Genomic DNA, 18,714 nt, shown 5'->3' on the forward strand with positions numbered 1-18,714 from the left:
ACCCCGTTGACACGGTGCCGCACATATCGAATCGGAGAGCCATGACCGCCGCGAACCCCGTGCCCGACAAGCCAGCACTCGAAGGCCTGGAAGCGGTCTGGGGCGACCGCTGGCAGCAGGACGGCACCTTCGCCTTCGACCGCGACGGGGCGATCGCAGCCGGCCGCGACGCCGTCTATTCGATCGACACTCCGCCGCCCACGGCCTCCGGCTCGCTGCACATCGGTCACGTGTTCAGCTACACGCACACCGACATCGTCGCCCGCTTCCAGCGCATGCGCGGCAAGCGCGTCTTCTATCCGATGGGCTGGGACGACAACGGCCTGCCCACCGAGCGCCGCGTGCAGAACTACTACGGGGTGCGTTGCGACCCGTCGCTCCCGTACGAGCCCGACTTCGTGGCCCCCTTCGAGGGCGGCGACAACAAGAGCACCAAGGCCGCCGACCAGAAGCCGATCTCGCGCCGCAACTTCATCGAGCTCTGCGAGCGGCTGACGGCCGAGGACGAGAAGCAGTTCGAGGCGCTCTGGCGCACTCTCGGCCTCTCCGTCGACTGGTCGCAGACCTACCGGACCATCGGCCGCGAGGCCCTGCACACGTCGCAGCGCGCCTTCCTGCGCAACATCGCCCGCGGTGAGGCCTACCAGGCGCTCGCGCCGACGCTCTGGGACATCACCTTCCGCACCGCCGTCGCGCAGGCCGAACTGGAGGACCGCGAGCAGCCGAGCGCCTACCACCGGGTCGGCTTCCACGGCGCCGACGGCCCGATCTACATCGAGACCACCCGACCGGAGCTGCTCCCCGCCTGCGTCGCCCTGGTGGCGCATCCGGACGACGAGCGCTACCAGCCGCTGTTCGGATCCACCGTGCGCACCCCGCTGTTCGACGTCGAGGTGCCCGTGGTCGCCCACCACCTGGCCCAGCCCGACAAGGGCAGCGGCATCGCGATGATCTGCACGTTCGGAGACATCACCGACGTCACCTGGTGGCGCGAGCTCGACCTCCCGAACCGCGCGATCATCGGCTTCGACGGTCGCATCCTTCCCGAGCCGCCCGCCGTGATCGAAAGCGACGCCGGGCGCGAGGCGTACGCCCAGCTCGCCGGCAAGACCGTGTTCTCGGCGAAGCAGGCCGTGGTGGAGCTGCTCCGCGCCTCCGGCGACCTCGTCGGGGAGCCCAAGCCCATCCAGCACCCGGTCAAGTTCTTCGAGAAGGGCGACAAGCCGCTCGAGATCGTTTCGACCCGCCAGTGGTACGTCAAGAACGGCGCCAGGGACGAGCAGCTGCGCGAACGCCTCATCGAGCTGGGTCGCGGCATCGACTGGCACCCCGACTTCATGCGCGTGCGCTACGAGAACTGGGTCAACGGCCTCACCGGCGACTGGCTGATCTCGCGCCAGCGCTTCTTCGGGGTGCCGATCCCGGTCTGGTATCCGCTCGACGCCGACGGCAACCCGGTCTTCGACCAGCCGATCCTGCCGTCGGAGGAGAGCCTCCCCGTCGACCCGTCCTCCGACCCCGCGCCCGGCTTCGCCGAGGAGCAGCGCGGCCGGGCCGGCGGCTTCATCGGCGAGCACGACGTGATGGACACCTGGATGACCTCCTCGCTGACCCCGCAGCTCGCCGGCGGCTGGGTGGACGACCCGGAGCTCTTCCGCACGGTCTCGCCCTTCGACCTGCGCCCGCAGGGCCAGGACATCATTCGTACCTGGCTGTTCTCGACGCTGCTCCGCTCGCAGCTGGAGGACGGCACGGCCCCCTGGACGAACGCCGCCATCTCGGGCTTCATCGTCGACCCGGACCGCAAGAAGATGTCCAAGTCGAAGGGCAACGTCGTCACGCCCGCCGACATCCTCGAGCGCCACGGCTCCGACGCCGTGCGCTACTGGGCGGCGTCGTCGCGCCTCGGGACGGACGCGTCATTCGACCCGCAGAACCCGACCCAGATCAAGATCGGCCGCAGGCTCGCGATCAAGCTGCTCAACGCCGCCAAGTTCATCCACGGTTTCGACGCGCCCGCATCCCTCGACCTGGAGCAGGTCACCGCCCCGCTCGACCGCAGCATGCTGCAGCAGCTTTCCGTGGTCGTCGCCGACGCCACCGCGGCCCTCGACGGCTACGACCACGCGCGCGCGCTCGAGATCGCCGAGACGTTCTTCTGGACCTTCTGCGACGACTACCTGGAACTCGTGAAGGAGCGCGCATACGGCGAGCGGGACGCCGGCCAGGTGTCGGCCGTCGTCGCGCTCCGGATGGCCCTGTCGGTGTTCCTGCGCTTGTTCGCACCCGTTCTGCCGTTCGCCTCCGAAGAGGCGTGGAGCTGGTCGGAGACCGGTTCGGTGCACGTCGCCGCGTGGCCGCAGCCCGGCGAGGTCGCCGGCGACTGGCCGGACACGCGCGAGGTCCTGACCCAGGTGGGACGCGCCCTGACCGCGATCCGCGGCGCGAAGACGGCGGCCAAGGCATCCCAGCGCACCCCCGTCGACTCCGCAGTGATCAGCGGGCCTGCGGACGAGATCGCCGCGATCGCGTCGGCAGCCGCCGACCTCGCGTCGGTGGGCAGAATCGCCGAACTGCGTTTCGCATCCGCCGAAGAGCTCACGGTGACCGATATCCTCCTCACGCAGGTGCCCAGCGAGGAGGAACGATGACGGCTGCAGTGCGGCGTGTGGAGGACAACGAGTTCTTCACCTGGCTCGACCTCTACGCCGGATACGGCGAGTTCTACGAGACTCCGGTCACCGACGAGAAGGCCCTTCTCGTCTGGAGCTGGATCACCGACCCCGACAGCGGGATCGAGGCGTACTTCGCGGTCGACGAGGAGGGCACACCCATCGGGCTCGCGCACGTGCGCGAGTTCGCCCGGCCTCTGGACGGCAGTAAAGGCCTCTATCTCGACGACCTGTTCGTGATGCCCGGCGCGCGCGGTGCGGGCGCGGGCACGGCACTGCTCGAGGAGCTGCGTTCGGTCGCGAAGGGACGGGGTCTCTCGGTGGTCCGGTGGATCACAGCCAAGGACAATCAGGAGGCGCGCCGCCTCTACGACCGCGTGGCGGAGAAGACGAAGTGGGTCACCTACGACCTCGTCCCGTGAACAGGTCCGCGATATGGTCGGTACACGTCCCGTGCTCCAGGCCGGGTAGAAAAGGCGAATGGAGGGACTGATGTCGATCGAGATCCGACCGGTCAAGGATGGCGACTTCTTCGCCTGGCTCGATCTCTACGCGAAATACGCGGAGTTCTACAACACCGAGCTGACGGATCAGCGGGCGCTCGTGCTGTGGTCGTGGCTCACCGACGCCGATCACGAGGAGCAGGGTTTCGTCGCCGTCGACGGCGACCGCATCGTCGGGCTCGCCCACGTGCGTGAGTTCGCCCGCCCGCTGGAGGGCGACCGCGGTCTCTTCCTCGACGACCTCTACGTTCAGGAGGACGAGCGGGGCAAGGGCGTCGGTCACCGACTGATCGCCGCCGTCCGCTCACTCGCCGAGGAGCGCAAGCTCGGGGTGGTCCAGTGGATCACGGCGAACGACAACACCGACGCACAGCGCGTCTACGACTCCGTCGCCAGCAAGACCGGGTGGATCACGTACGAGATCGATCTCGTCGCCGCACCGAGCGCGGAGACGGCCTGATGCAGCTGGGCACCCGCTGGGCCGTTGGCGAGACGCCGCCCGTCACGCTCCCCGAAGTGGTGACCTACGCCGTGTCGACGGTCGAGGAGGAGCTGACGGCCACCGACGTCGAGACGGCGGGATGGCGCTGGACACTGACCTGGCTGGAGGGCAAGCCTGTCGTCGAGCTCGACGACGGCACCGTCATCCGTTACAACGAGGCGGAAGACTCGGCGACGATCACCCAGCTGGTCGAGACCGAGCCGTCCGATTACGACGAGGCCTAGCCTCCGTTCGCGGCGTCGGCGCGCAGCGTGTGCTCACCGCGGGAGCTGCGGGAGCATGCGGGCCGCGGTGTCGCGATGCTGCTCGACGGCGGCCACGAGGTCTGCGTGACGCCGGCGCCGCACGGGCTGTCGCATCCCCCACGCGGTGAGGGCGCGACCGAGCCGGAGTGCTGCGCGGTGGCTGAAGGGCCGGCGCACGGGCACGGTGATGGCGGTCATGATGCGGTTCCTTCCGAGATGGTCTGAGGTTCGGGGGCGGGGGCCGCAGGCGTCGGGCTCTGCCCGTAGCGGCTCGCACTGAGCAGGAGCCGCGTCGCGATCAGAGAGAGCACGACGACGATCGCGCCCCCGATCACGAACGGCAGCCTCAGGTCGATGCGTGCGACGAAGCCGCCCAGGACGGTGGCGATCGGGGTCAGCCCCCAGCCGATCGAGCGGACGATGCCCATCGCGCGGCCCAGCATCGGGCCCGGGATGACCGCTTGTCGCAGCGCTCCCCAGGGCACGTTCCAGACGGCGACACCGAAGGCGCCGATCGCGTACGCGAGAACGCCGACGACGACGTCGCCGGTCAGTCCGACACCGAGGATGCCGATGCCGCTGATGAGGATCGCCACGTACATCACCCGGCCCCGGCCGAAGCGGGCGACGAATCCGCTGGACAGCAGAGCGCCGGCCAGCGCGCCCACCCCGACGGCCGCCGTCACGACGCCGACGAGGGAGGCGGGAAGCGCGTAGGTCTGCAACAGGAGGAGCACGACGCTGCCCTGCGCGAACGACAGCGCCGACGCCGTGATCGACGTGAGCACGATCATCCTGCGCAGAAACCGGTCGTCCCAGAGGAAGCGGACGACGGCCTTCATCCCGGGCCGCGGCTCGGAGGCCTGCGCGTTCGCACGGGCGCCGGCCTGGTGCGCCCGCGCCGCCGCGAGGGGGATCGTCAGGACGAGCAACGCCGAGATGAGGAACCCACCGCCGGTGAGCCACATCGGCAGCGCGATCGCGGCCGCGAACAGGAAGCCCGCGATCGGGGTCGCGATGAAGTTCTGCACCACGATCTCGGCGGACTGCATCCGGCCGTTCGCGCGATCGAGCTGGTCACGGGTGACCAGGCTCGGCACCACCGTCGTGGTGGCGTTGTCGAACACCGTCTCCCCCAGACCGAACAGCAGCACACAGCCGTAGAGGCTCCAGATGGTGAGGCCGCCGGTGGCGATGAGCAGAGCCACCAGCGCCGCCACGGCGAACCGGAGTCCGTTGGCGACGGCCATCGCGAAGCGTCGGTCGACGCGGTCGAGCAGCATGCCCGCGGGGATGCCGAACAGCAGCCACGGCAGGAAGGTGATCGCCGTGAGCCCGGCGATCAGAGCCGGGTCGCGAGTGAGCGTCGTGGCGATCAGCGGAACGGCGGTGCGCCCGATGCCGTCTGCGAGGTTGCTGGCGATGGCAGCGCTCCACAGCCGGCCGAATCCGCCGCCGAGACGCGTGCGCGCGGGCTTCTCCGCGTTCATCGGTCTTCCTGCTCGACGAGCGGGAAGGCGTTGAACTGGACCTGGACGCGCTTGCGATCGTCGGAGGCCTCGGCCTTCCACTTCTCCTTGAGGCGGTTGACCATCCGGTAGTACTCGGTGGAGAGCTCGCCGAGCTGTTCGCGCGTCACCTCCAGGTGAGTGGTCGACAGGGCCGCAGCCTCCATCCACTCCATGCCGAAGGTGTCGAGCCCGCGGCGCAGGAACGTCTTCAGTCGACGCTCGTTGTTCTGCTGCCAATTGAGCGAGATCTGCTCGGTGATCTCACGGCCTGCTGGTGTCTCCAGCGTCTCCGCTCCCCCGATGCTGACTCCGCCCGGCGCCATCCGCCACCAGCGCTCGCGTCCGCTCCCCCGCTCCTCGTCTTCGACGACGATGTCGTGTTTGGCCAGCTGACGCAGGTGGTAGCTGGTGGATCCGCTCGACTCCCCCAGCCGTTCGGCGAGCATCGAGGCGGTGGCCGGCCCGAAGTCGGAGAGCTCGTTCATGATCTCGACACGAAGCGGGTGCGCGAGCGCCCGCAGGGCCGGCATGCCGATCGACTCGAAATGCGGCTCGTACTCGTCGGCCGGCGTAGCGGGGGTCGATGCGGCGGATTCGGGCGCGTCTGCGTTGGACATGACTCGATGCTAGCGATGCAAAGGTTTCTTTGCAACTACTTCTTTGCAACACAGTCTTTGCAATCGTCCCTTTGCAATGAAGTCTTTGCAACGGACTCCCGCGACCGCCCGCTCTACACGCGCGCGATGACCTCCCCGTGCGGCATGGCGTACCAGCCCGACGGGTCGCGGGACCACTCCAGCCACGCCTCCGAGATGAGTGACAACAGGCCCTCGTCGGCCAGGCCGGCTTCGAGCGCATGGGAACCCCAGTCCGAGCTCGTCACCCGCTCGCTCCAGAGTCCGCCCCACCACGACCGCTCCTCGTCGGAGGCGAAGCACCACACCGAGGCGGAGCTCGTCACGTCGGTGAAGCCGGCCTCGAGCGCCCACGACCGCAGCATGCGACCGGCGAAAGGCTCGCCGCCGTTGCCGCTCTGGACCGCCTGCATGATGCGCATCCACTCGTCGAGGCCGGGAAGCACTGGCGCCCAGATCGTGCCGCCCCAGTCCACGTCTCGCGCCACGACCATCCCTCCGGGGCGGGTCACGCGCCCGAACTCGCGCAGAACGGCCACCGGGTCGGAGACGTGCTGGAGCATCTGGTGCGCGTGGACGACATCGAACGTCCCGCGCGGATAGTCGAGTGCGTATGCATCCCCCTCGGCGAAGGTCACGTTCGCTGCTCCGCGCCGCTGAGCGGCCTCGCGCGCGTGCGCCACGATCCCCGCACTGCGATCCACGCCGACGACGGGTCCGGGTGCGACACGCTCCGCGATGTCGAACGTCAGCGTCCCCGGCCCGCTCCCGACATCGAGCACCCTCATCCCCGGGCGCAGGAGATCGGCGAAGTACGCTCCGGAATTGCCCAGATCCCGCCATTCGTGCGACCGGAGGACGCTCTCGTGATGACCGTGCATGTAGCGCTCGTCGACCTTCATGGACTCATCCTAGGCAGCGGCGCGGAGGCGTCCCGGAGTATGACGCGTGAACAGTCGGCGGCTCTAGGCTGGTCGCATGGCAGACACCGCGAACCCGTTCCTCTCGCCCAGCGCGCTCCCGTATCAGCTCCCCCCGTTCGCAGAGATCCGCGACGAGCACTACCGGCCCGCGTTCGACCACGGATTCGCCGAGCAGCTCGCCGAGGTCCAGGCGATCACGGCATCACAGGAGCCTCCGACCTTCGAGAACACGATGATCCCGCTCGAACGCTCAGGCCAGACGCTGCAGCGCGTCGCGGAGGTCTTCTTCAACAAGAGCTCCTCCGACAGCAGCGACTTCACGAACGCGCTCGAGGAGGAGATCGCTCCGGCGCTGTCGGCGCACCAGGACGCGATCCGGCTCGACCCCGTGCTGTACGGCCGCATCGAGGACCTGTACCGTCGTCGCGCTTCCCTGGGACTGGACCCCGAGAGCGTCTACCTGATCGAGCGCTACTACACCGAGTTCACTCTGGCCGGCGCCGGGCTCGACGATGACCAGAAGGGGCGCCTGCGCGACTTCAACCAGCGGCTCTCGACGCTCACGACGCGGTTCGAGAAGAACCTCCTCGCCGACACCAACGACCTCGCCGTCGTCTTCGACACCGCCGAGGAGCTCGCCGGCCTCGACGAGGGCGAGCTCTCCGCCGCGGCCGAGGCGGCCAAGGAGCGCGGACTGGACGGAAAGTATGTGGTCACCCTCGTACTGCCGACGGGTCACCCGTGGTTGGCCACCCTGACGAACCGCGCATCCCGCGAGCGGATCATGACCGCATCGCGCGCCCGCGGCACCCACGGCGGCGAGCACGACAACCGCGAGCTCGTGCTCGAGATCACGCGCCTGCGCGCCGAGCGCGCACGGTTGCTCGGCTTCGACACGCACGCCGCCTTCGTCACGGCGGACGAGACCGCGAAGACCCCGCAGGCCGTCGCCGACATGCTCGGCCGGCTCGCTGTGCCGGCGGCCCGCAACGCGCGCGCTGAGCAGGCCGACCTCCAGAAGCAGCTCGACGACGGTGAGACCGTGCAGAGCTGGGACTGGGCTGCGCTCACCGGCACGGTGCGCCAGGAGAAGTTCGACGTCGACTTCGCCGCCATGCGCCCGTACTTCGAGGCGGAACGCGTGCTGCGCGACGGCGTCTTCTACGCCGCGACCCGTCTCTACGGCATCACCTTCGAGGAACGTCCGGACCTGGTCGCCTACCACCCGGACGCCCGTGTCTTCGAGGTCCGCGACGAGGACGGCACCGGTATCGGGCTCTACATCCTCGATCTGTACACGCGCGACTCGAAGCGCGGCGGCGCGTGGATGAATCCGCTCATCTCCCAGTCCGCCCTGCTCGGCCATCCCACTGTCGTCGTGAACAACCTCAACGTCCCCAAGCCCGCAGCCGGCGAGCCGACGCTGCTCACCTACGACGAGACCAACACGCTCTTCCACGAGTTCGGGCACGCCCTCCACGGCATCTTCGCGCGCGTGACGTACCCCAAGTTCGCGGGAACCAACGTGTTCCGCGACTTCGTGGAGTTCCCCAGCCAGGTGAACGAGATGTGGATGCTGTGGCCGGAGATCGTGCAGAACTACGCCGTGCACCACCAGACCGGGGAGCGCATGCCGCAGGACCTCATCGACCGGCTGCACGCCTCGGAGTCGTTCAACGAAGGCTTCACCACCAGCGAATACCTGGCCGCGGCGCTGCTCGACCAGGCCTGGCACACGATCACGGCCGATGACGCCGTCACCGACGTCGCCGCCTTCGAGGCGGAGGCCCTCGCGGCCGCCGGCCTCGACAACCCGGCGGTGCCGCCCCGGTACGCGAGCACCTACTTCGCGCACACCTTCTCCGGCGGCTATGACGCGGGCTACTACTCCTACATCTGGAGCGAGGTGCTCGACGCCGACACCGTCGAATGGTTCAAGGAGAACGGCGGGCTCACGCGCGAGAACGGCGACCGGTTCCGCAGCCGGCTGCTGGGCGTCGGCGGGTCGAAGGATCCTCTGGAGGCCTACCGCGACTTCCGCGGCCGTGACGCGGTCATCGAGCCGCTCCTCGCGCGCCGCGGGCTCGAGGGTTAACGGGCTGCCCGGGTCCGGGTCCGGTTCCGGTTCCGGTTCCGGAACACCCTAGCCCCCTTCCCGCGCGAGGCTCTAGCCTGAGCGCAGCGTGGCCACGGACGCGCGGGGCCTCGCTGCGCGGGCCCGGCTGGAGACGGGTCCGCGCGGACCGGGAAGGGGTGCGCCATGACATCGACGGGACCGGAAGCCGAACTCAGCGCCCCGTCCGTGCGCTCGCTGCTGCTGCTCTCGGTGCCGGCCGTCGTGATCGGGGTCATCAGCGCTCTCACCCTCTGGGTCGTGGACGAGGTCGCCGGCGTCGTCGACGACGGCATCTGGAAGAACCTCCCGGCCGCGCTCGGCGTCGATCCGTCCTCCGGATGGTGGATCTTCCTCATCCTGACCGTCACCGGCCTGGCGGTCGGGCTCACCGTCTGGCTCGTCCCCGGCCATGCCGGGCCCGACTCGGCGACGACCGAGCTGGTCGCGGCCCCTCTGCGCATCGGGATCGTGCCCTCCCTCGCGCTCGCTGCGGTGCTCGGACTGGCGGGCGGCGTCAGCCTGGGGCCCGAGAACCCGATCATCGCCATCAATGTGAGCATCCTCGTGACGCTCGTGGGCAGGATCTGGAAGCCCGTGCCGGCGCAGCTCGTGATGCTCATGGCGGCCTCCGGGACGATCGGCGCCCTGTTCGGTACACCGGTCGCCGCAGCACTCGTGTTCACGGGCATCGTCGCGGCGGTCAAGGGCGGCGGAGCATTGTGGGACAAGCTCTTCCTGCCGCTGGTGTCGGCGGCCGCCGGATCGCTGACCATGACGCTCCTCGCCCATCCGCACCTGGCGATCCCGATGCCGGCCTACACGCAGGTGACGGGATGGGATGTGCTCGCGGCGCTGATCATCGGCGTGGTCGCCACCGCGCTCGGCCTGCTCGGGGCGGCGCTGTTCCCGCTGGTGCACCGGGCGTTCCACGCCCTGCGGCACCCCCTGCTGATCTCGCTCGCCGGCGGTATGGTGCTGGGACTCCTCGGCGCCGTCGGCGGTCCCATCACCCTGTTCAAGGGGCTGGAGCAGATGGGCACGCTGGTCGTGAACCGCGCCGACTACTCCGCGGAGCAGCTCGTGCTGATCGTCGTAGTGAAGCTGGCCGCGCTTCTGGTCGCGGCCAGTGCCGGCTTCCGCGGGGGGCGCGTGTTCCCCGCCGTCTTCATCGGCGCGGCGCTGGGGACTCTTGCGGTTGCGCTGGTGCCGGTCGTCCCGTTGCCGGTGGCCGTCGCGGCGGCCGTGATGGGCATCACTCTCGCGGTGACGCGCGACGGGTGGATCGCCATCTTCGTCGGCGTAGCCGTCACTCAGAACCTGCTGGTGCTGCCCATCCTGTCGCTGGCCGTCCTTCCGGCGTGGCTGATGGTGACGAAGGCACCCGAGTTCGTGATCACACCGAGGGCGATTACGCCGACTTCTCCTCGCGCCGCGGGCGGTGCGGGACGATAGTCGGAGCCGCGTTCTCGAGCACGGCCTCCTTGGTGACGACCACCCGGGCGACCTCCGAGCTCGAGGGGACCTCGAACATGATCGGCCCGAGCACCTCCTCCATGATCGCGCGCAGGCCACGAGCACCGGTCTTGCGCAGCACAGCGAGGTCGGCGATCGCCTCCAGGGCGGAGTGCTCGAACTCGAGCTGGACACCGTCGAGCTCGAACATCCGCTGATACTGACGAACGAGCGCGTTCTTCGGCTCGGTGAGGATCTGCATCAAGGCGTCCTGGTCGAGCGGCGTCACGGTCGTGACGACCGGCAGGCGACCGATGAACTCGGGGATGAGCCCGAACTTGTGCAGATCTTCCGGCAGCACCTCGCTGAACAGGTTGATGTCGTCGCCCTTGGAGTGCAGCGGGGCGCCGAAGCCGATGCCCTTCTTGCCGGCGCGCGACGAGATGATGTCTTCCAGCCCGGCGAACGCGCCCGCCACGATGAACAGGACGTTCGTCGTGTCGATCTGGATGAACTCCTGGTGCGGGTGCTTGCGGCCGCCCTGAGGCGGGACCGAGGCGACCGTGCCCTCCAGGATCTTGAGAAGCGCCTGCTGCACGCCCTCGCCGGACACGTCGCGCGTGATCGAGGGGTTCTCGGCCTTACGTGCGATCTTGTCGACCTCGTCGATGTAGATGATGCCGGTCTCGGCGCGCTTGACGTCGTAGTCCGCGGCCTGGATCAGCTTGAGGAGAATGTTCTCGACGTCTTCGCCGACGTAGCCGGCCTCCGTCAGCGCGGTGGCGTCGGCGACGGCGAACGGCACGTTCAGCCTCCGCGCGAGCGTCTGCGCGAGGTAGGTCTTGCCGCACCCGGTCGGACCGATCAGCAGGATGTTCGACTTGGCGATCTCGACGTCGTCGATCGCGTCGGCGGAGGTGAGGGTCTGCTTGGCGCGCACCCGCTTGTAGTGGTTGTACACGGCGACGGCCAGCGCGCGCTTGGCCTGCTCCTGGCCGATCACGTACTCCTCGAGGAAGCCGAAGATCTCCTTGGGCTTCGGGAGGTCGAACTCGCCGGAGGCCTCCTCGCCCGCTTCGGCCAGCCGCTCCTCGATGATCTCGTTGCAGAGCTCGACGCACTCGTCGCAGATGTACACGCCGGGACCGGCGATCAGCTGCTGCACCTGCTTCTGGCTCTTGCCGCAGAAGGAACACTTGAGCAGATCGGCGCTCTCCCCGATGCGTGCCATCCGTCTCCCCCTCCGTCTTCGGGTATCTTCGTCGAGCCTAACCCGTGACGACGACAATGGCGCGCACCAGGACGTTTTCGACACGCTGTGCCCGGCATTATGCCGACAGCAGACGGTGACACAGCTGCCGCCCACACGCACGACGCCCCCATCCGCATGGAATGGGGGCGTCGCACATCGCGGCCGGCCGGGATCATCCGGAGGATCATCCAGACGACGGCCGCCGGGTCACTTGACGAGCGCGGGCAGCGTCTTCCTGCTGGTCAGCACCTGGTCGATGAGGCCGTACTCGAGCGCCTCCTCGGCCGAGAGGATCTTGTCGCGGTCGATGTCCTTGTTGACCTGCTCGACCGACCGGTTGGAGTGCTTCGCGAGCGTCTCCTCCAGCCACGTGCGCATGCGCATGATCTCGTTGGCCTGGATCTCGATGTCCGACGCCTGCCCCTGACCGGCCTCGCCGACGGCGGGCTGGTGGATCAGGATGCGCGCGTTCGGCAGCGCGAGTCGCTTGCCGGGCGTTCCGGCCGCGGTCAGCACGGCGGCGGCGGATGCGGCCTGGCCGAGCACGACGGTCTGGATCTGCGGGCGGATGTACTGCATCGTGTCGTAGATCGCCGTCATCGCGGTGAACGAGCCGCCGGGCGAGTTGATGTACATGACGATGTCGCGGTCCGGGTCCTGGCTCTCGAGAACCAGGAGCTGGGCCATGATGTCGTCGGCCGAGGCGTCGTCCACCTGCACGCCGAGGAAGATGATCCGGTCCTCGAAGAGCTTGGCGTACGGATCCTGGCGCTTGTAGCCGTACGCGGTGCGCTCCTCGAAGCTGGGCAGGATGTAGCGGGCGCCGGGCGCCTGCACGCCGCCGAAGGCCTGGCCGCCGAGGGCTGAGCCGCCGAGCATGGGGGTGTTCATAGTCTTGTCCTTATCCTTCCGGCGGTTCCTACTTGGTCTCCTGGTCGGTGCCGCCGCCGCCCGAGACGTCCAGCGCGGACTCCCGGATGTGGTCGACGAAGCCGTAGTCCAGGGCCTCCTGAGCGGTGAACCAGCGGTCGCGGTCGCCGTCGGCGTTGATCTGCTCGACCGACTTGCCGGTCGCGGCAGCGGTGATCTCGGCCAGGCGCTTCTTCATGTCGAGGATCAGCTGGGCCTGCGTCTGGATGTCGCTCGCGGTGCCGCCGAAGCCGCCGTGGGGCTGGTGCAGCAGGACCCGAGCGTTCGGGGTGATGTACCGCTTGCCCTTGGTGCCGGCCGTGAGGAGCAGCTGCCCCATCGAGGCGGCCATTCCGATGCCGACGGTGACGATGTCGTTCGGCACGAACTGCATCGTGTCGTAGATCGCCATGCCCGCGGTGATCGAGCCGCCGGGCGAGTTGATGTAGAGGTAGATGTCGCGCTTGGGGTCCTCTGCGGCCAGGAGCAGCAGCTTCGCGGCGATCTCGTTGGCGTTCTCGTCGCGCACCTCGGAACCGAGCCAGATGATGCGGTCCTTCAGCAGTCTGTCGAAAACACTGGGCTGGATACCCATGTCGGCCATGTTCGCTCCGTTTCCTTTGTCGCTTGGCATCGAATCTATCGGAGCAGCACGCGCAATTCCGCGCTGTTCGCCCTGGGCAGAGTGGGTGTCGCACGTCCCGGTTCCTCTGGCGACGCCGTGGTCGCGTCGGCGTGGGGCACGCCCTCCGGCCGCCGTCAGCGATCGTCGTCGAGAGCTGCGGCGTAGGCCTCGATGGCGCGCCCATATCGGGGCAGATGCGGGGCGAGCGCGCCGAGAGCCTCCCGCAGGGCGTCGGCGGGGAGGCCGTCGTCGAACAGCGCCAGTGCGGCGAACGCCCGTGCCGCGTCGGCGAGGGGATGCTCGGGCTCGGCGAGCAGGAAGTCGCGCAGCAGGGCGAGCGACTCGTCCGGGCGGTCCAGGTTGCGCAGCGTGCTCGCGAGCTGGACGATCGCCTGCCCGCGCACGGGCTCGGCCAGGCCGTTCGCCAGAGCCGCGCGGTAGAGCGGCTCGGCCTCGGCCTCCCGGCCGGCGAAGTCGCGCGCGCCCGCCGCCTCGAACAGCGCGACCGGGTCGTCGTCCGCCCGCTCGGCCACGAGGGCGTCGATCGCCTGCAGCGTCGCGTCCTCCCCCGCGTCGTCGGCCGCCGCCCACACCGCATCGACGCGCTCTCGCCAGTCGTCCATGGGACCTCTCCTCGCCCGCGCCACAGGGGACGCGACTCGCCGTCATCCATCGTGCCAGACGGCGTGTCGCGTCCCCTGGATGCACGAAGGCCGGGCACCCCGTGGGGTGCCCGGCCTCGTGGGAAGCGGGAGCGGTGTTACTCGGCCTTCTTCTTGGCGGCGCGCTTCTTCGGCTTCTCCTCGGCGGCCGGCTCGTCGGCGGCCGGCTCGTCGGCCGGGGCCTCCGGAGCGGCGTCGGCAGCGTCGGCAGCGTCCGCGGCCTCCTCGTCGCTGTCGGGGAGGGCGACGAACTCGCTGAGGTCGACCTTGTTGCCGTTGGTGTCGACGACCTCGGTCTTGCCGAGGATGATCGCGAGCGCCTTGTTGCGGGCGACCTCACCGACCATCGACGGGATCTGGCCGTTCTCGCTGAGGATCTTGACGAACTCGTTCGGGTCCATGCCGTACTGGGCGGCGCCCTGCACGAGGTACTGGGTGAGCTCGTCCTGGCTGACCTTGACGTTCTCGGCCTGCGCCACCTCGTCGAGGAGGATCTGCGTGCGGAAGGTCTTCTCGCTCGACTCGGTCACCTCGGCGCGGTGCTCGTCGTCCTCGAGGCGGTTCTCCTGCTCGAGGTGGCGGTGCACCTCGTCCTCCACCAGCTGCGCCGGCACGGGGATCTCGACCAGCTCGAGCAGCTTGTCGACCAGCTGGTCGCGGGCCGCGGTGCCCTGACCGAACGCCTTGGCGCGCTCGACCTGGGTACGCAGGCTGGTGCGCAGCTCGCCGATGGTGTCGAACTCGCTCGCGATCTGTGCGAAGTCGTCATCGGCCTCCGGGAGCTCGCGCTCCTTGACGGCGTTGAGGGTGACGGTGATCTGCGCGTTCTCGCCCTCGTGGTCGCCGCCCATCAGCGGAGCCTCGAAGGTGGTGGTCTCGCCGGCGGTCAGCGTGTCGAGGGCCTCGTCGATGCCGTCGATCAGCTCGCCGGAGCCCAGCTCGTACGAGATGTTCGCGGCGGTGTCGACCTCCTCGCCGCCGATGGTGGCGACGAGGTCGATCTGCGCGAAGTCACCGGTCTTGGCGGGCCGGTCGACCGTGACGAGCGTGCCGAAACGGCTGCGCAGACGGTCGAGCTCCTCCTCGACGTCGTCCACCGACACCTCGGCGGCGTCGACGGTCAGGGTGATGTCGCTGAAGTCCGGCAGGGTGACCTCGGGCCGGGTGTCGACCTCGATGGTCAGCAGCAGGTCGCCCGAGAAGTCCTTCTCGTTCGGCCACTCGGTGATGTCGGCCTCCGGGCGGCCGAGGGGACGCACATCGTTCTCCTCCACCGCCTGACGGTAGAAGGTGTCGAGACCCTCATTGACCGCGTGCTCGAGCACGGCGGCCTTGCCGACCCGCTGGTCGATGATGGGCGGCGGCACCTTGCCCTTGCGGAAACCGGGAATGGTCACCTGCTCGGCGATGTGCTCGTACGCGTGCTTGATGGAAGGCTGCAGCTCCTCCGGCGTCACCGAGATGGTGAGCTTGGTGCGGGTGGGGCTGAGCTTCTCGACCGTGGTCTTCACGATGTCTGGGTTCTCCTGATGTTCGAACGATGGTCTACTCGCAAGGAACGAGGTCCTCGTCGGGGCGACAGGATTCGAACCTGCGACCTCCCGCTCCCAAAGCGGGCGCTCTAGCCAAGCTGAGCTACGCCCCGGCTTCAGCGGTGCGAAAGACCGTGCGCAAGTCTACTGCACGCGAGCAGTCGCTCGCGTGTACTACGATGGTCGTCGGCCGTCCGCGCAGGGCGGCCTTCGGGGATGTAGCTCAATGGTAGAGCCTCAGTCTTCCAAACTGATTACGCGGGTTCGATTCCCGTCATCCCCTCCGAATCTAGCCGCGAAGGGCGTCTTAACGCCCTTACGAGCGGGGTTTAGGGGCGTTTGGACGCCCCTCGGCAGCCCCTCAGCGCTGCAGCACCGCCAGCACCGCCAGTACGCGGCGGTGGTCGTCGCCCGAGTCCTCGAGTCCCAGCTTCTGGAAGATCGACGTGACGTTCTTCTCCACCGCGCCGACGCCGATGACCAGCCGGGAGGCGATCGCCGCGTTCGTGCGGCCCTCGGCCATCAGGCCGAGCACGTCGCGTTCGCGTGGAGTCAACGACTCCAGCGGGTCCGTGCGGCGCACCAGCAGCTCCCGGACGACCTCCGGGTCGAGCACCGTGCCGCCCGCGGCGACGCGCGTCACCGCGTCGCGCAGCTCGTCGAGCGATGCCACACGGTCCTTCAGCAGATAGCCCGTGCCGCCGCGGCCACTCGCCAGCAGCTCCTGGGCGTAAGTGCCCTCCACGTACTGACTGAGGAGCAGCACACCGACACCGGGGAACGACGAGCGCAGCTCCAGGGCAGCGCGCACTCCCTCGTCGCGGAACGTGGGAGGCATCCGCACGTCCAGGAGGGCGACGTCCGGTTGCAGCGACGGCAGGGCCGCGAGCAGCGTCTCGGCGTCGCCGTACGCGCCCACCGTCTCGAAGCCGGCCTCGTCGAGGAGGCGCACCAGGCCCTCCCGCAGCAGGACGGAGTCGTCCGCGACGACGAGGCGGAGCGGGGTGGTGGCAGGCACGCCACCACCCTACTGGGCCGCCGGAGTCAGGCCAGCGGCAGCCTCGCCCCGATGCGGGTCGGCCCGCCGACGGGGCTGTCGACGGTCAACTCGCCGCGGAGACCGTGCACGCGCTCCGCGAGCCCGCTGAGGCCGTGCCCCGGAATCATCGTCGCGCCGCCCGTGCCGTTGTCGGTCAGCCACACGGCCAGCCAGGGCCGCCCCTCCACATCGCCGGTGCTGTCGAGCACCAGCCGGGCCGCCGTCGCGCCCGAGTGCTTTGCCAGGTTCGCCGACAGCTCGGCGAGCACGTAGTAGGCGTTCCGCTCCACCTCGGGGCTGAACCGCTCCCCGGGTTGCAGCGACGACTCCACGGTCATCGGGATGGTGCTCCTCGACGCGAGCGACTCGACGGCTGCCTGCAGACCGCGGTCTTGCAGGATCGGCGGCGCGAAACCGCGCGACAGGGCACGCAGCTCCTCGAGCGTGTCACCGGCCTGCTTGCGGGCCTCGGCCAGCAACGCGGCCGCGGCCTCCGGGTCGTCCGCGAGCTTGCGCTCGGCCGACGCGATGTCCATCTGCAGGCGGATGAGACGCTGCTGCGGGCCGTCGTGGAGATCGCGCTCCAGCCGCCGCAGCGACCGGTCCTCCGCTGCGACAGCCGCACCGCGCTGCGCGGACAGATCGGCGACCTCCCGCTGCAGGGCCTCCGAACGCCACGCGCCCAGCAGCCCCTGCGCGACCGCCCGGTGCATCAGCGTGAGTCCGCGGGTCACGAACGGCAACGTCACTGCGAACACCACGCCGACGATCAGATAGAGCACGCGGTCGCCCGCGACCGGGTCGAACGTCGAATGGATGCCGAAGATCGCGTCGGCCAACACCCGCGAGAGGAAGAAGTCGCGGTCGCCCGTCGGGATGAAGCCCAACCAGAACCAACCGGTCAGCCCTCCGAGTGCGCCGGCGGTCCAGGTGATCGTGATGCTCCAGCTGATCACGCTCACGATCGGGTTGATGATCATCCCGTGCAGCAGGTACAGCCAATAGTGGCCGTTCGCCCACGGACCGAAGATGATCCGCCAGAAGGTGCGCGGGCGGTCGGCGGGCTCCCACACCGGTCGAGAGACAGGGGCGGCACCGGCCCAGTCGAGACGGATCAGTTCCACCGTTCCGAACGCCCGGGCCGTATAGAAGGTGGCGACCACGATGAAGAAGCCGACGTAGATGACGACAGTGCCGATGCCCGTCCAGAACAGCGACGCCAGCACCGACAGACCGATGATCGCGATCGGCATGGTCAGGACCAGGAACCCGAGCTCCCGGGGTACGCGACGCCACAACGACCCGTAGGTCGTGCGCGCGGCAGTCGCCGGAGGGATGGAGGACGCGGTCACAGCGACCACATTGCCAGACGGGCGGACGACCCAGACGGGCCGCCGGAGGCGGACGACCCGGCCGCGCCGGCGCCGTCTGCGGCCAGGCCCGCAGTGCTCGTTTCGTTCATATCCCCAGCCTTCCGCCCGAACGGCAGGCCACCCATACCGGCCGCCTCCGGATCCCTGCGGGGGTTAACCCGACCAGGCGTGGTGGTGATGAGCGCAGCCTCAGCTTCGTTGCGGAATTCCGGCTGCGCAGTAGCGTTGTCGTCAGGCAGAAGAAAGGACGCCATCATGACGGACATCGCCGCAAGCCAGAGCGTTTCGAACCCCGACGTCGCCGCGGGGGTCGCGCAGTTCCTCACCCCCGTGGTCATCGACCTCACCGCACTCGTCGTCAACGGCAAGCAGGCGCACTGGCACGTGCGCGGCGCCAACTTCATCGGCGTGCACGAGCTGCTCGACACGATCGTCGCCCACGCTCAGGAGTGGGCCGACCTCGCCGCGGAGCGGATCGTCGCCCTCGGCCTCCCTGTCGACGCGCGACTCGGCACAGTGGCCGCGAAGACCACCACCGGCGAGCTCACCGCCGGGTTCCGGCAGTCGAACGAGACAATCGCCGAGGTGATCGCCCAGCTCGATGCCGCGCTCGCGAGCGTCAACACCGCTGTCGCGGAGCTGGACGAGCTCGACCAGACCAGCCAGGACGTCGCGATCGAGATCGCCCGCGGCCTCGACAAGGACCGCTGGTTCCTGTTCGCCCACATCAGCGAGTAACGCAGCGCGTGCCGAAGGGCACGTC

18 protein-coding genes and 2 tRNA genes are annotated in these 18,714 nt (G+C 69.0%); 8 read left to right on the plus strand and 12 right to left on the minus strand.

Features of this window, described 5'->3' with window-relative positions:
* The first annotated feature begins 41 nt into the window (after positions 1 to 41).
* The 4 genes from valS (at position 42) to Q0Q23_RS05955 (ending at position 3,901) form a co-directional block, all read left to right on the plus strand.
* A complete protein-coding gene (gene valS / locus Q0Q23_RS05940) occupies positions 42 to 2,651 on the plus strand; it encodes a valine--tRNA ligase (protein WP_295120853.1) in 2,610 nt (869 codons plus the stop codon).
* Complete coding sequence (locus Q0Q23_RS05945; protein ID WP_295120855.1) at positions 2,648 to 3,094, plus strand: GNAT family N-acetyltransferase; 447 nt, start codon at positions 2,648 to 2,650, stop codon at positions 3,092 to 3,094. Before valS ends, Q0Q23_RS05945 begins: the two co-directional genes overlap by 4 nt.
* Before the next feature lie 70 nt (positions 3,095 to 3,164).
* Positions 3,165 to 3,635, plus strand: a complete 471-nt coding sequence (locus tag Q0Q23_RS05950) for a GNAT family N-acetyltransferase (protein ID WP_295120858.1) — start codon at positions 3,165 to 3,167, stop codon at positions 3,633 to 3,635.
* Positions 3,635 to 3,901, plus strand: a complete 267-nt coding sequence (locus tag Q0Q23_RS05955; RefSeq protein ID WP_295120861.1) for a hypothetical protein — start codon at positions 3,635 to 3,637, stop codon at positions 3,899 to 3,901. Before Q0Q23_RS05950 ends, Q0Q23_RS05955 begins: the two co-directional genes overlap by 1 nt.
* 33 nt (positions 3,902 to 3,934) lie before the next feature.
* Here the strand turns inward: Q0Q23_RS05955 and Q0Q23_RS05960 are convergent, their stop codons facing one another.
* The 4 genes from Q0Q23_RS05960 to Q0Q23_RS05975 all read right to left on the minus strand — a co-directional run bounded on the left by Q0Q23_RS05960 (position 3,935) and on the right by Q0Q23_RS05975 (position 6,970).
* On the minus strand, positions 3,935 to 4,120 hold the full coding sequence (locus tag Q0Q23_RS05960) for a hypothetical protein (RefSeq protein ID WP_295120864.1): 186 nt from the start codon (positions 4,118 to 4,120) through the stop codon (positions 3,935 to 3,937).
* On the minus strand, positions 4,117 to 5,412 hold the full coding sequence (locus tag Q0Q23_RS05965) for an MFS transporter (RefSeq protein WP_295120868.1): 1,296 nt from the start codon (positions 5,410 to 5,412) through the stop codon (positions 4,117 to 4,119). Before Q0Q23_RS05965 ends, Q0Q23_RS05960 begins: the two co-directional genes overlap by 4 nt.
* Entirely contained in the window at positions 5,409 to 6,050 is a 642-nt protein-coding gene (locus Q0Q23_RS05970; protein ID WP_295120872.1) for a winged helix-turn-helix domain-containing protein, read from the minus strand. The genes Q0Q23_RS05965 and Q0Q23_RS05970 overlap by 4 nt, the downstream gene beginning before the upstream one ends.
* A gap of 113 nt (positions 6,051 to 6,163) precedes the next feature.
* Positions 6,164 to 6,970: a methyltransferase domain-containing protein gene (locus Q0Q23_RS05975; RefSeq protein WP_295120875.1), complete on the minus strand. Its 807-nt coding sequence runs from the start codon at positions 6,968 to 6,970 to the stop codon at positions 6,164 to 6,166.
* A gap of 76 nt (positions 6,971 to 7,046) precedes the next feature.
* Here Q0Q23_RS05975 and Q0Q23_RS05980 point away from each other — a divergent pair, with 76 nt between their 5' ends.
* Positions 7,047 to 9,086 carry a M3 family metallopeptidase gene (locus Q0Q23_RS05980; RefSeq protein WP_295120878.1) on the plus strand — a complete coding sequence of 680 codons (2,040 nt, stop codon included), beginning with the start codon at positions 7,047 to 7,049 and terminating at the stop codon, positions 9,084 to 9,086.
* Positions 9,087 to 9,251: 165 nt separating this feature from the next.
* Positions 9,252 to 10,559, plus strand: coding sequence for an ion channel protein (locus tag Q0Q23_RS05985; protein WP_295120880.1), 1,308 nt, complete (start codon positions 9,252 to 9,254; stop codon positions 10,557 to 10,559).
* Here Q0Q23_RS05985 and clpX read toward each other — a convergent pair.
* The 6 genes from clpX to Q0Q23_RS06015 form a co-directional block, all read right to left on the minus strand.
* Positions 10,516 to 11,790, minus strand: coding sequence for an ATP-dependent Clp protease ATP-binding subunit ClpX (gene clpX / locus Q0Q23_RS05990; RefSeq protein ID WP_179606227.1), 1,275 nt, complete (start codon positions 11,788 to 11,790; stop codon positions 10,516 to 10,518). The genes Q0Q23_RS05985 and clpX overlap by 44 nt on opposite strands.
* A gap of 228 nt (positions 11,791 to 12,018) precedes the next feature.
* Entirely contained in the window at positions 12,019 to 12,690 is a 672-nt protein-coding gene (locus tag Q0Q23_RS05995) for an ATP-dependent Clp protease proteolytic subunit (RefSeq protein ID WP_295121120.1), read from the minus strand.
* A 40-nt stretch (positions 12,691 to 12,730) separates the two neighbouring features.
* Positions 12,731 to 13,324 (minus strand): ATP-dependent Clp protease proteolytic subunit, encoded by a 594-nt coding sequence (locus tag Q0Q23_RS06000; RefSeq protein WP_208042038.1) that lies wholly within the window; start codon positions 13,322 to 13,324, stop codon positions 12,731 to 12,733.
* Positions 13,325 to 13,479: 155 nt separating this feature from the next.
* A complete protein-coding gene (locus Q0Q23_RS06005) occupies positions 13,480 to 13,968 on the minus strand; it encodes a tetratricopeptide repeat protein (RefSeq protein WP_295120888.1) in 489 nt (162 codons plus the stop codon).
* Positions 13,969 to 14,105: 137 nt separating this feature from the next.
* Positions 14,106 to 15,518 (minus strand): trigger factor, encoded by a 1,413-nt coding sequence (gene tig, locus Q0Q23_RS06010; protein WP_295120891.1) that lies wholly within the window; start codon positions 15,516 to 15,518, stop codon positions 14,106 to 14,108.
* A gap of 59 nt (positions 15,519 to 15,577) precedes the next feature.
* Positions 15,578 to 15,652 (minus strand) — tRNA-Pro (locus tag Q0Q23_RS06015).
* Between the two features lie 99 nt (positions 15,653 to 15,751).
* Between Q0Q23_RS06015 and Q0Q23_RS06020 the strand changes: the two genes are divergently transcribed.
* Positions 15,752 to 15,822: transfer RNA gene (locus Q0Q23_RS06020), tRNA-Gly, on the plus strand.
* Positions 15,823 to 15,900: 78 nt separating this feature from the next.
* Here Q0Q23_RS06020 and Q0Q23_RS06025 read toward each other — a convergent pair.
* Both Q0Q23_RS06025 and Q0Q23_RS06030 read right to left on the minus strand, forming a co-directional pair.
* Entirely contained in the window at positions 15,901 to 16,557 is a 657-nt protein-coding gene (locus tag Q0Q23_RS06025) for a response regulator transcription factor (RefSeq protein WP_295120894.1), read from the minus strand.
* A 26-nt stretch (positions 16,558 to 16,583) separates the two neighbouring features.
* Positions 16,584 to 17,930 carry a sensor domain-containing protein gene (locus Q0Q23_RS06030; protein WP_295120897.1) on the minus strand — a complete coding sequence of 449 codons (1,347 nt, stop codon included), beginning with the start codon at positions 17,928 to 17,930 and terminating at the stop codon, positions 16,584 to 16,586.
* A gap of 276 nt (positions 17,931 to 18,206) precedes the next feature.
* On the opposite strand from Q0Q23_RS06030, the gene Q0Q23_RS06035 reads away from it, so the two are divergent.
* Positions 18,207 to 18,689 carry a Dps family protein gene (locus tag Q0Q23_RS06035; protein WP_295120900.1) on the plus strand — a complete coding sequence of 161 codons (483 nt, stop codon included), beginning with the start codon at positions 18,207 to 18,209 and terminating at the stop codon, positions 18,687 to 18,689.
* Positions 18,690 to 18,714 lie beyond the last annotated feature (25 nt).

The sequence above is a fragment of the uncultured Leifsonia sp. genome (genome assembly GCF_945957465.1).
GTDB lineage: Bacteria > Actinomycetota > Actinomycetes > Actinomycetales > Microbacteriaceae > Leifsonia.

Excerpts from the sequence above, each read along its gene's own strand:
- valS (WP_295120853.1), top strand. The coding sequence starts at position 42 with ATGACCGCCGCGAACCCCGTGCCCGACAAGCCAGCACTCGAAGGCCTG.
- Q0Q23_RS05945 (WP_295120855.1), top strand. The coding sequence starts at position 2,648 with ATGACGGCTGCAGTGCGGCGTGTGGAGGACAACGAGTTCTTCACCTGG.
- Q0Q23_RS05950 (WP_295120858.1), top strand. The coding sequence starts at position 3,165 with ATGTCGATCGAGATCCGACCGGTCAAGGATGGCGACTTCTTCGCCTGG.
- Q0Q23_RS05955 (WP_295120861.1), top strand. The coding sequence starts at position 3,635 with ATGCAGCTGGGCACCCGCTGGGCCGTTGGCGAGACGCCGCCCGTCACG.
- Q0Q23_RS05960 (WP_295120864.1), bottom strand. The coding sequence starts at position 4,120 with ATGACCGCCATCACCGTGCCCGTGCGCCGGCCCTTCAGCCACCGCGCA.
- Q0Q23_RS05965 (WP_295120868.1), bottom strand. The coding sequence starts at position 5,412 with ATGAACGCGGAGAAGCCCGCGCGCACGCGTCTCGGCGGCGGATTCGGC.
- Q0Q23_RS05970 (WP_295120872.1), bottom strand. The coding sequence starts at position 6,050 with ATGTCCAACGCAGACGCGCCCGAATCCGCCGCATCGACCCCCGCTACG.
- Q0Q23_RS05975 (WP_295120875.1), bottom strand. The coding sequence starts at position 6,970 with ATGAAGGTCGACGAGCGCTACATGCACGGTCATCACGAGAGCGTCCTC.
- Q0Q23_RS05980 (WP_295120878.1), top strand. The coding sequence starts at position 7,047 with ATGGCAGACACCGCGAACCCGTTCCTCTCGCCCAGCGCGCTCCCGTAT.
- Q0Q23_RS05985 (WP_295120880.1), top strand. The coding sequence starts at position 9,252 with ATGACATCGACGGGACCGGAAGCCGAACTCAGCGCCCCGTCCGTGCGC.
- clpX (WP_179606227.1), bottom strand. The coding sequence starts at position 11,790 with ATGGCACGCATCGGGGAGAGCGCCGATCTGCTCAAGTGTTCCTTCTGC.
- Q0Q23_RS05995 (WP_295121120.1), bottom strand. The coding sequence starts at position 12,690 with ATGCTCGGCGGCTCAGCCCTCGGCGGCCAGGCCTTCGGCGGCGTGCAG.
- Q0Q23_RS06000 (WP_208042038.1), bottom strand. The coding sequence starts at position 13,324 with ATGGCCGACATGGGTATCCAGCCCAGTGTTTTCGACAGACTGCTGAAG.
- Q0Q23_RS06005 (WP_295120888.1), bottom strand. The coding sequence starts at position 13,968 with ATGGACGACTGGCGAGAGCGCGTCGATGCGGTGTGGGCGGCGGCCGAC.
- Q0Q23_RS06035 (WP_295120900.1), top strand. The coding sequence starts at position 18,207 with ATGACGGACATCGCCGCAAGCCAGAGCGTTTCGAACCCCGACGTCGCC.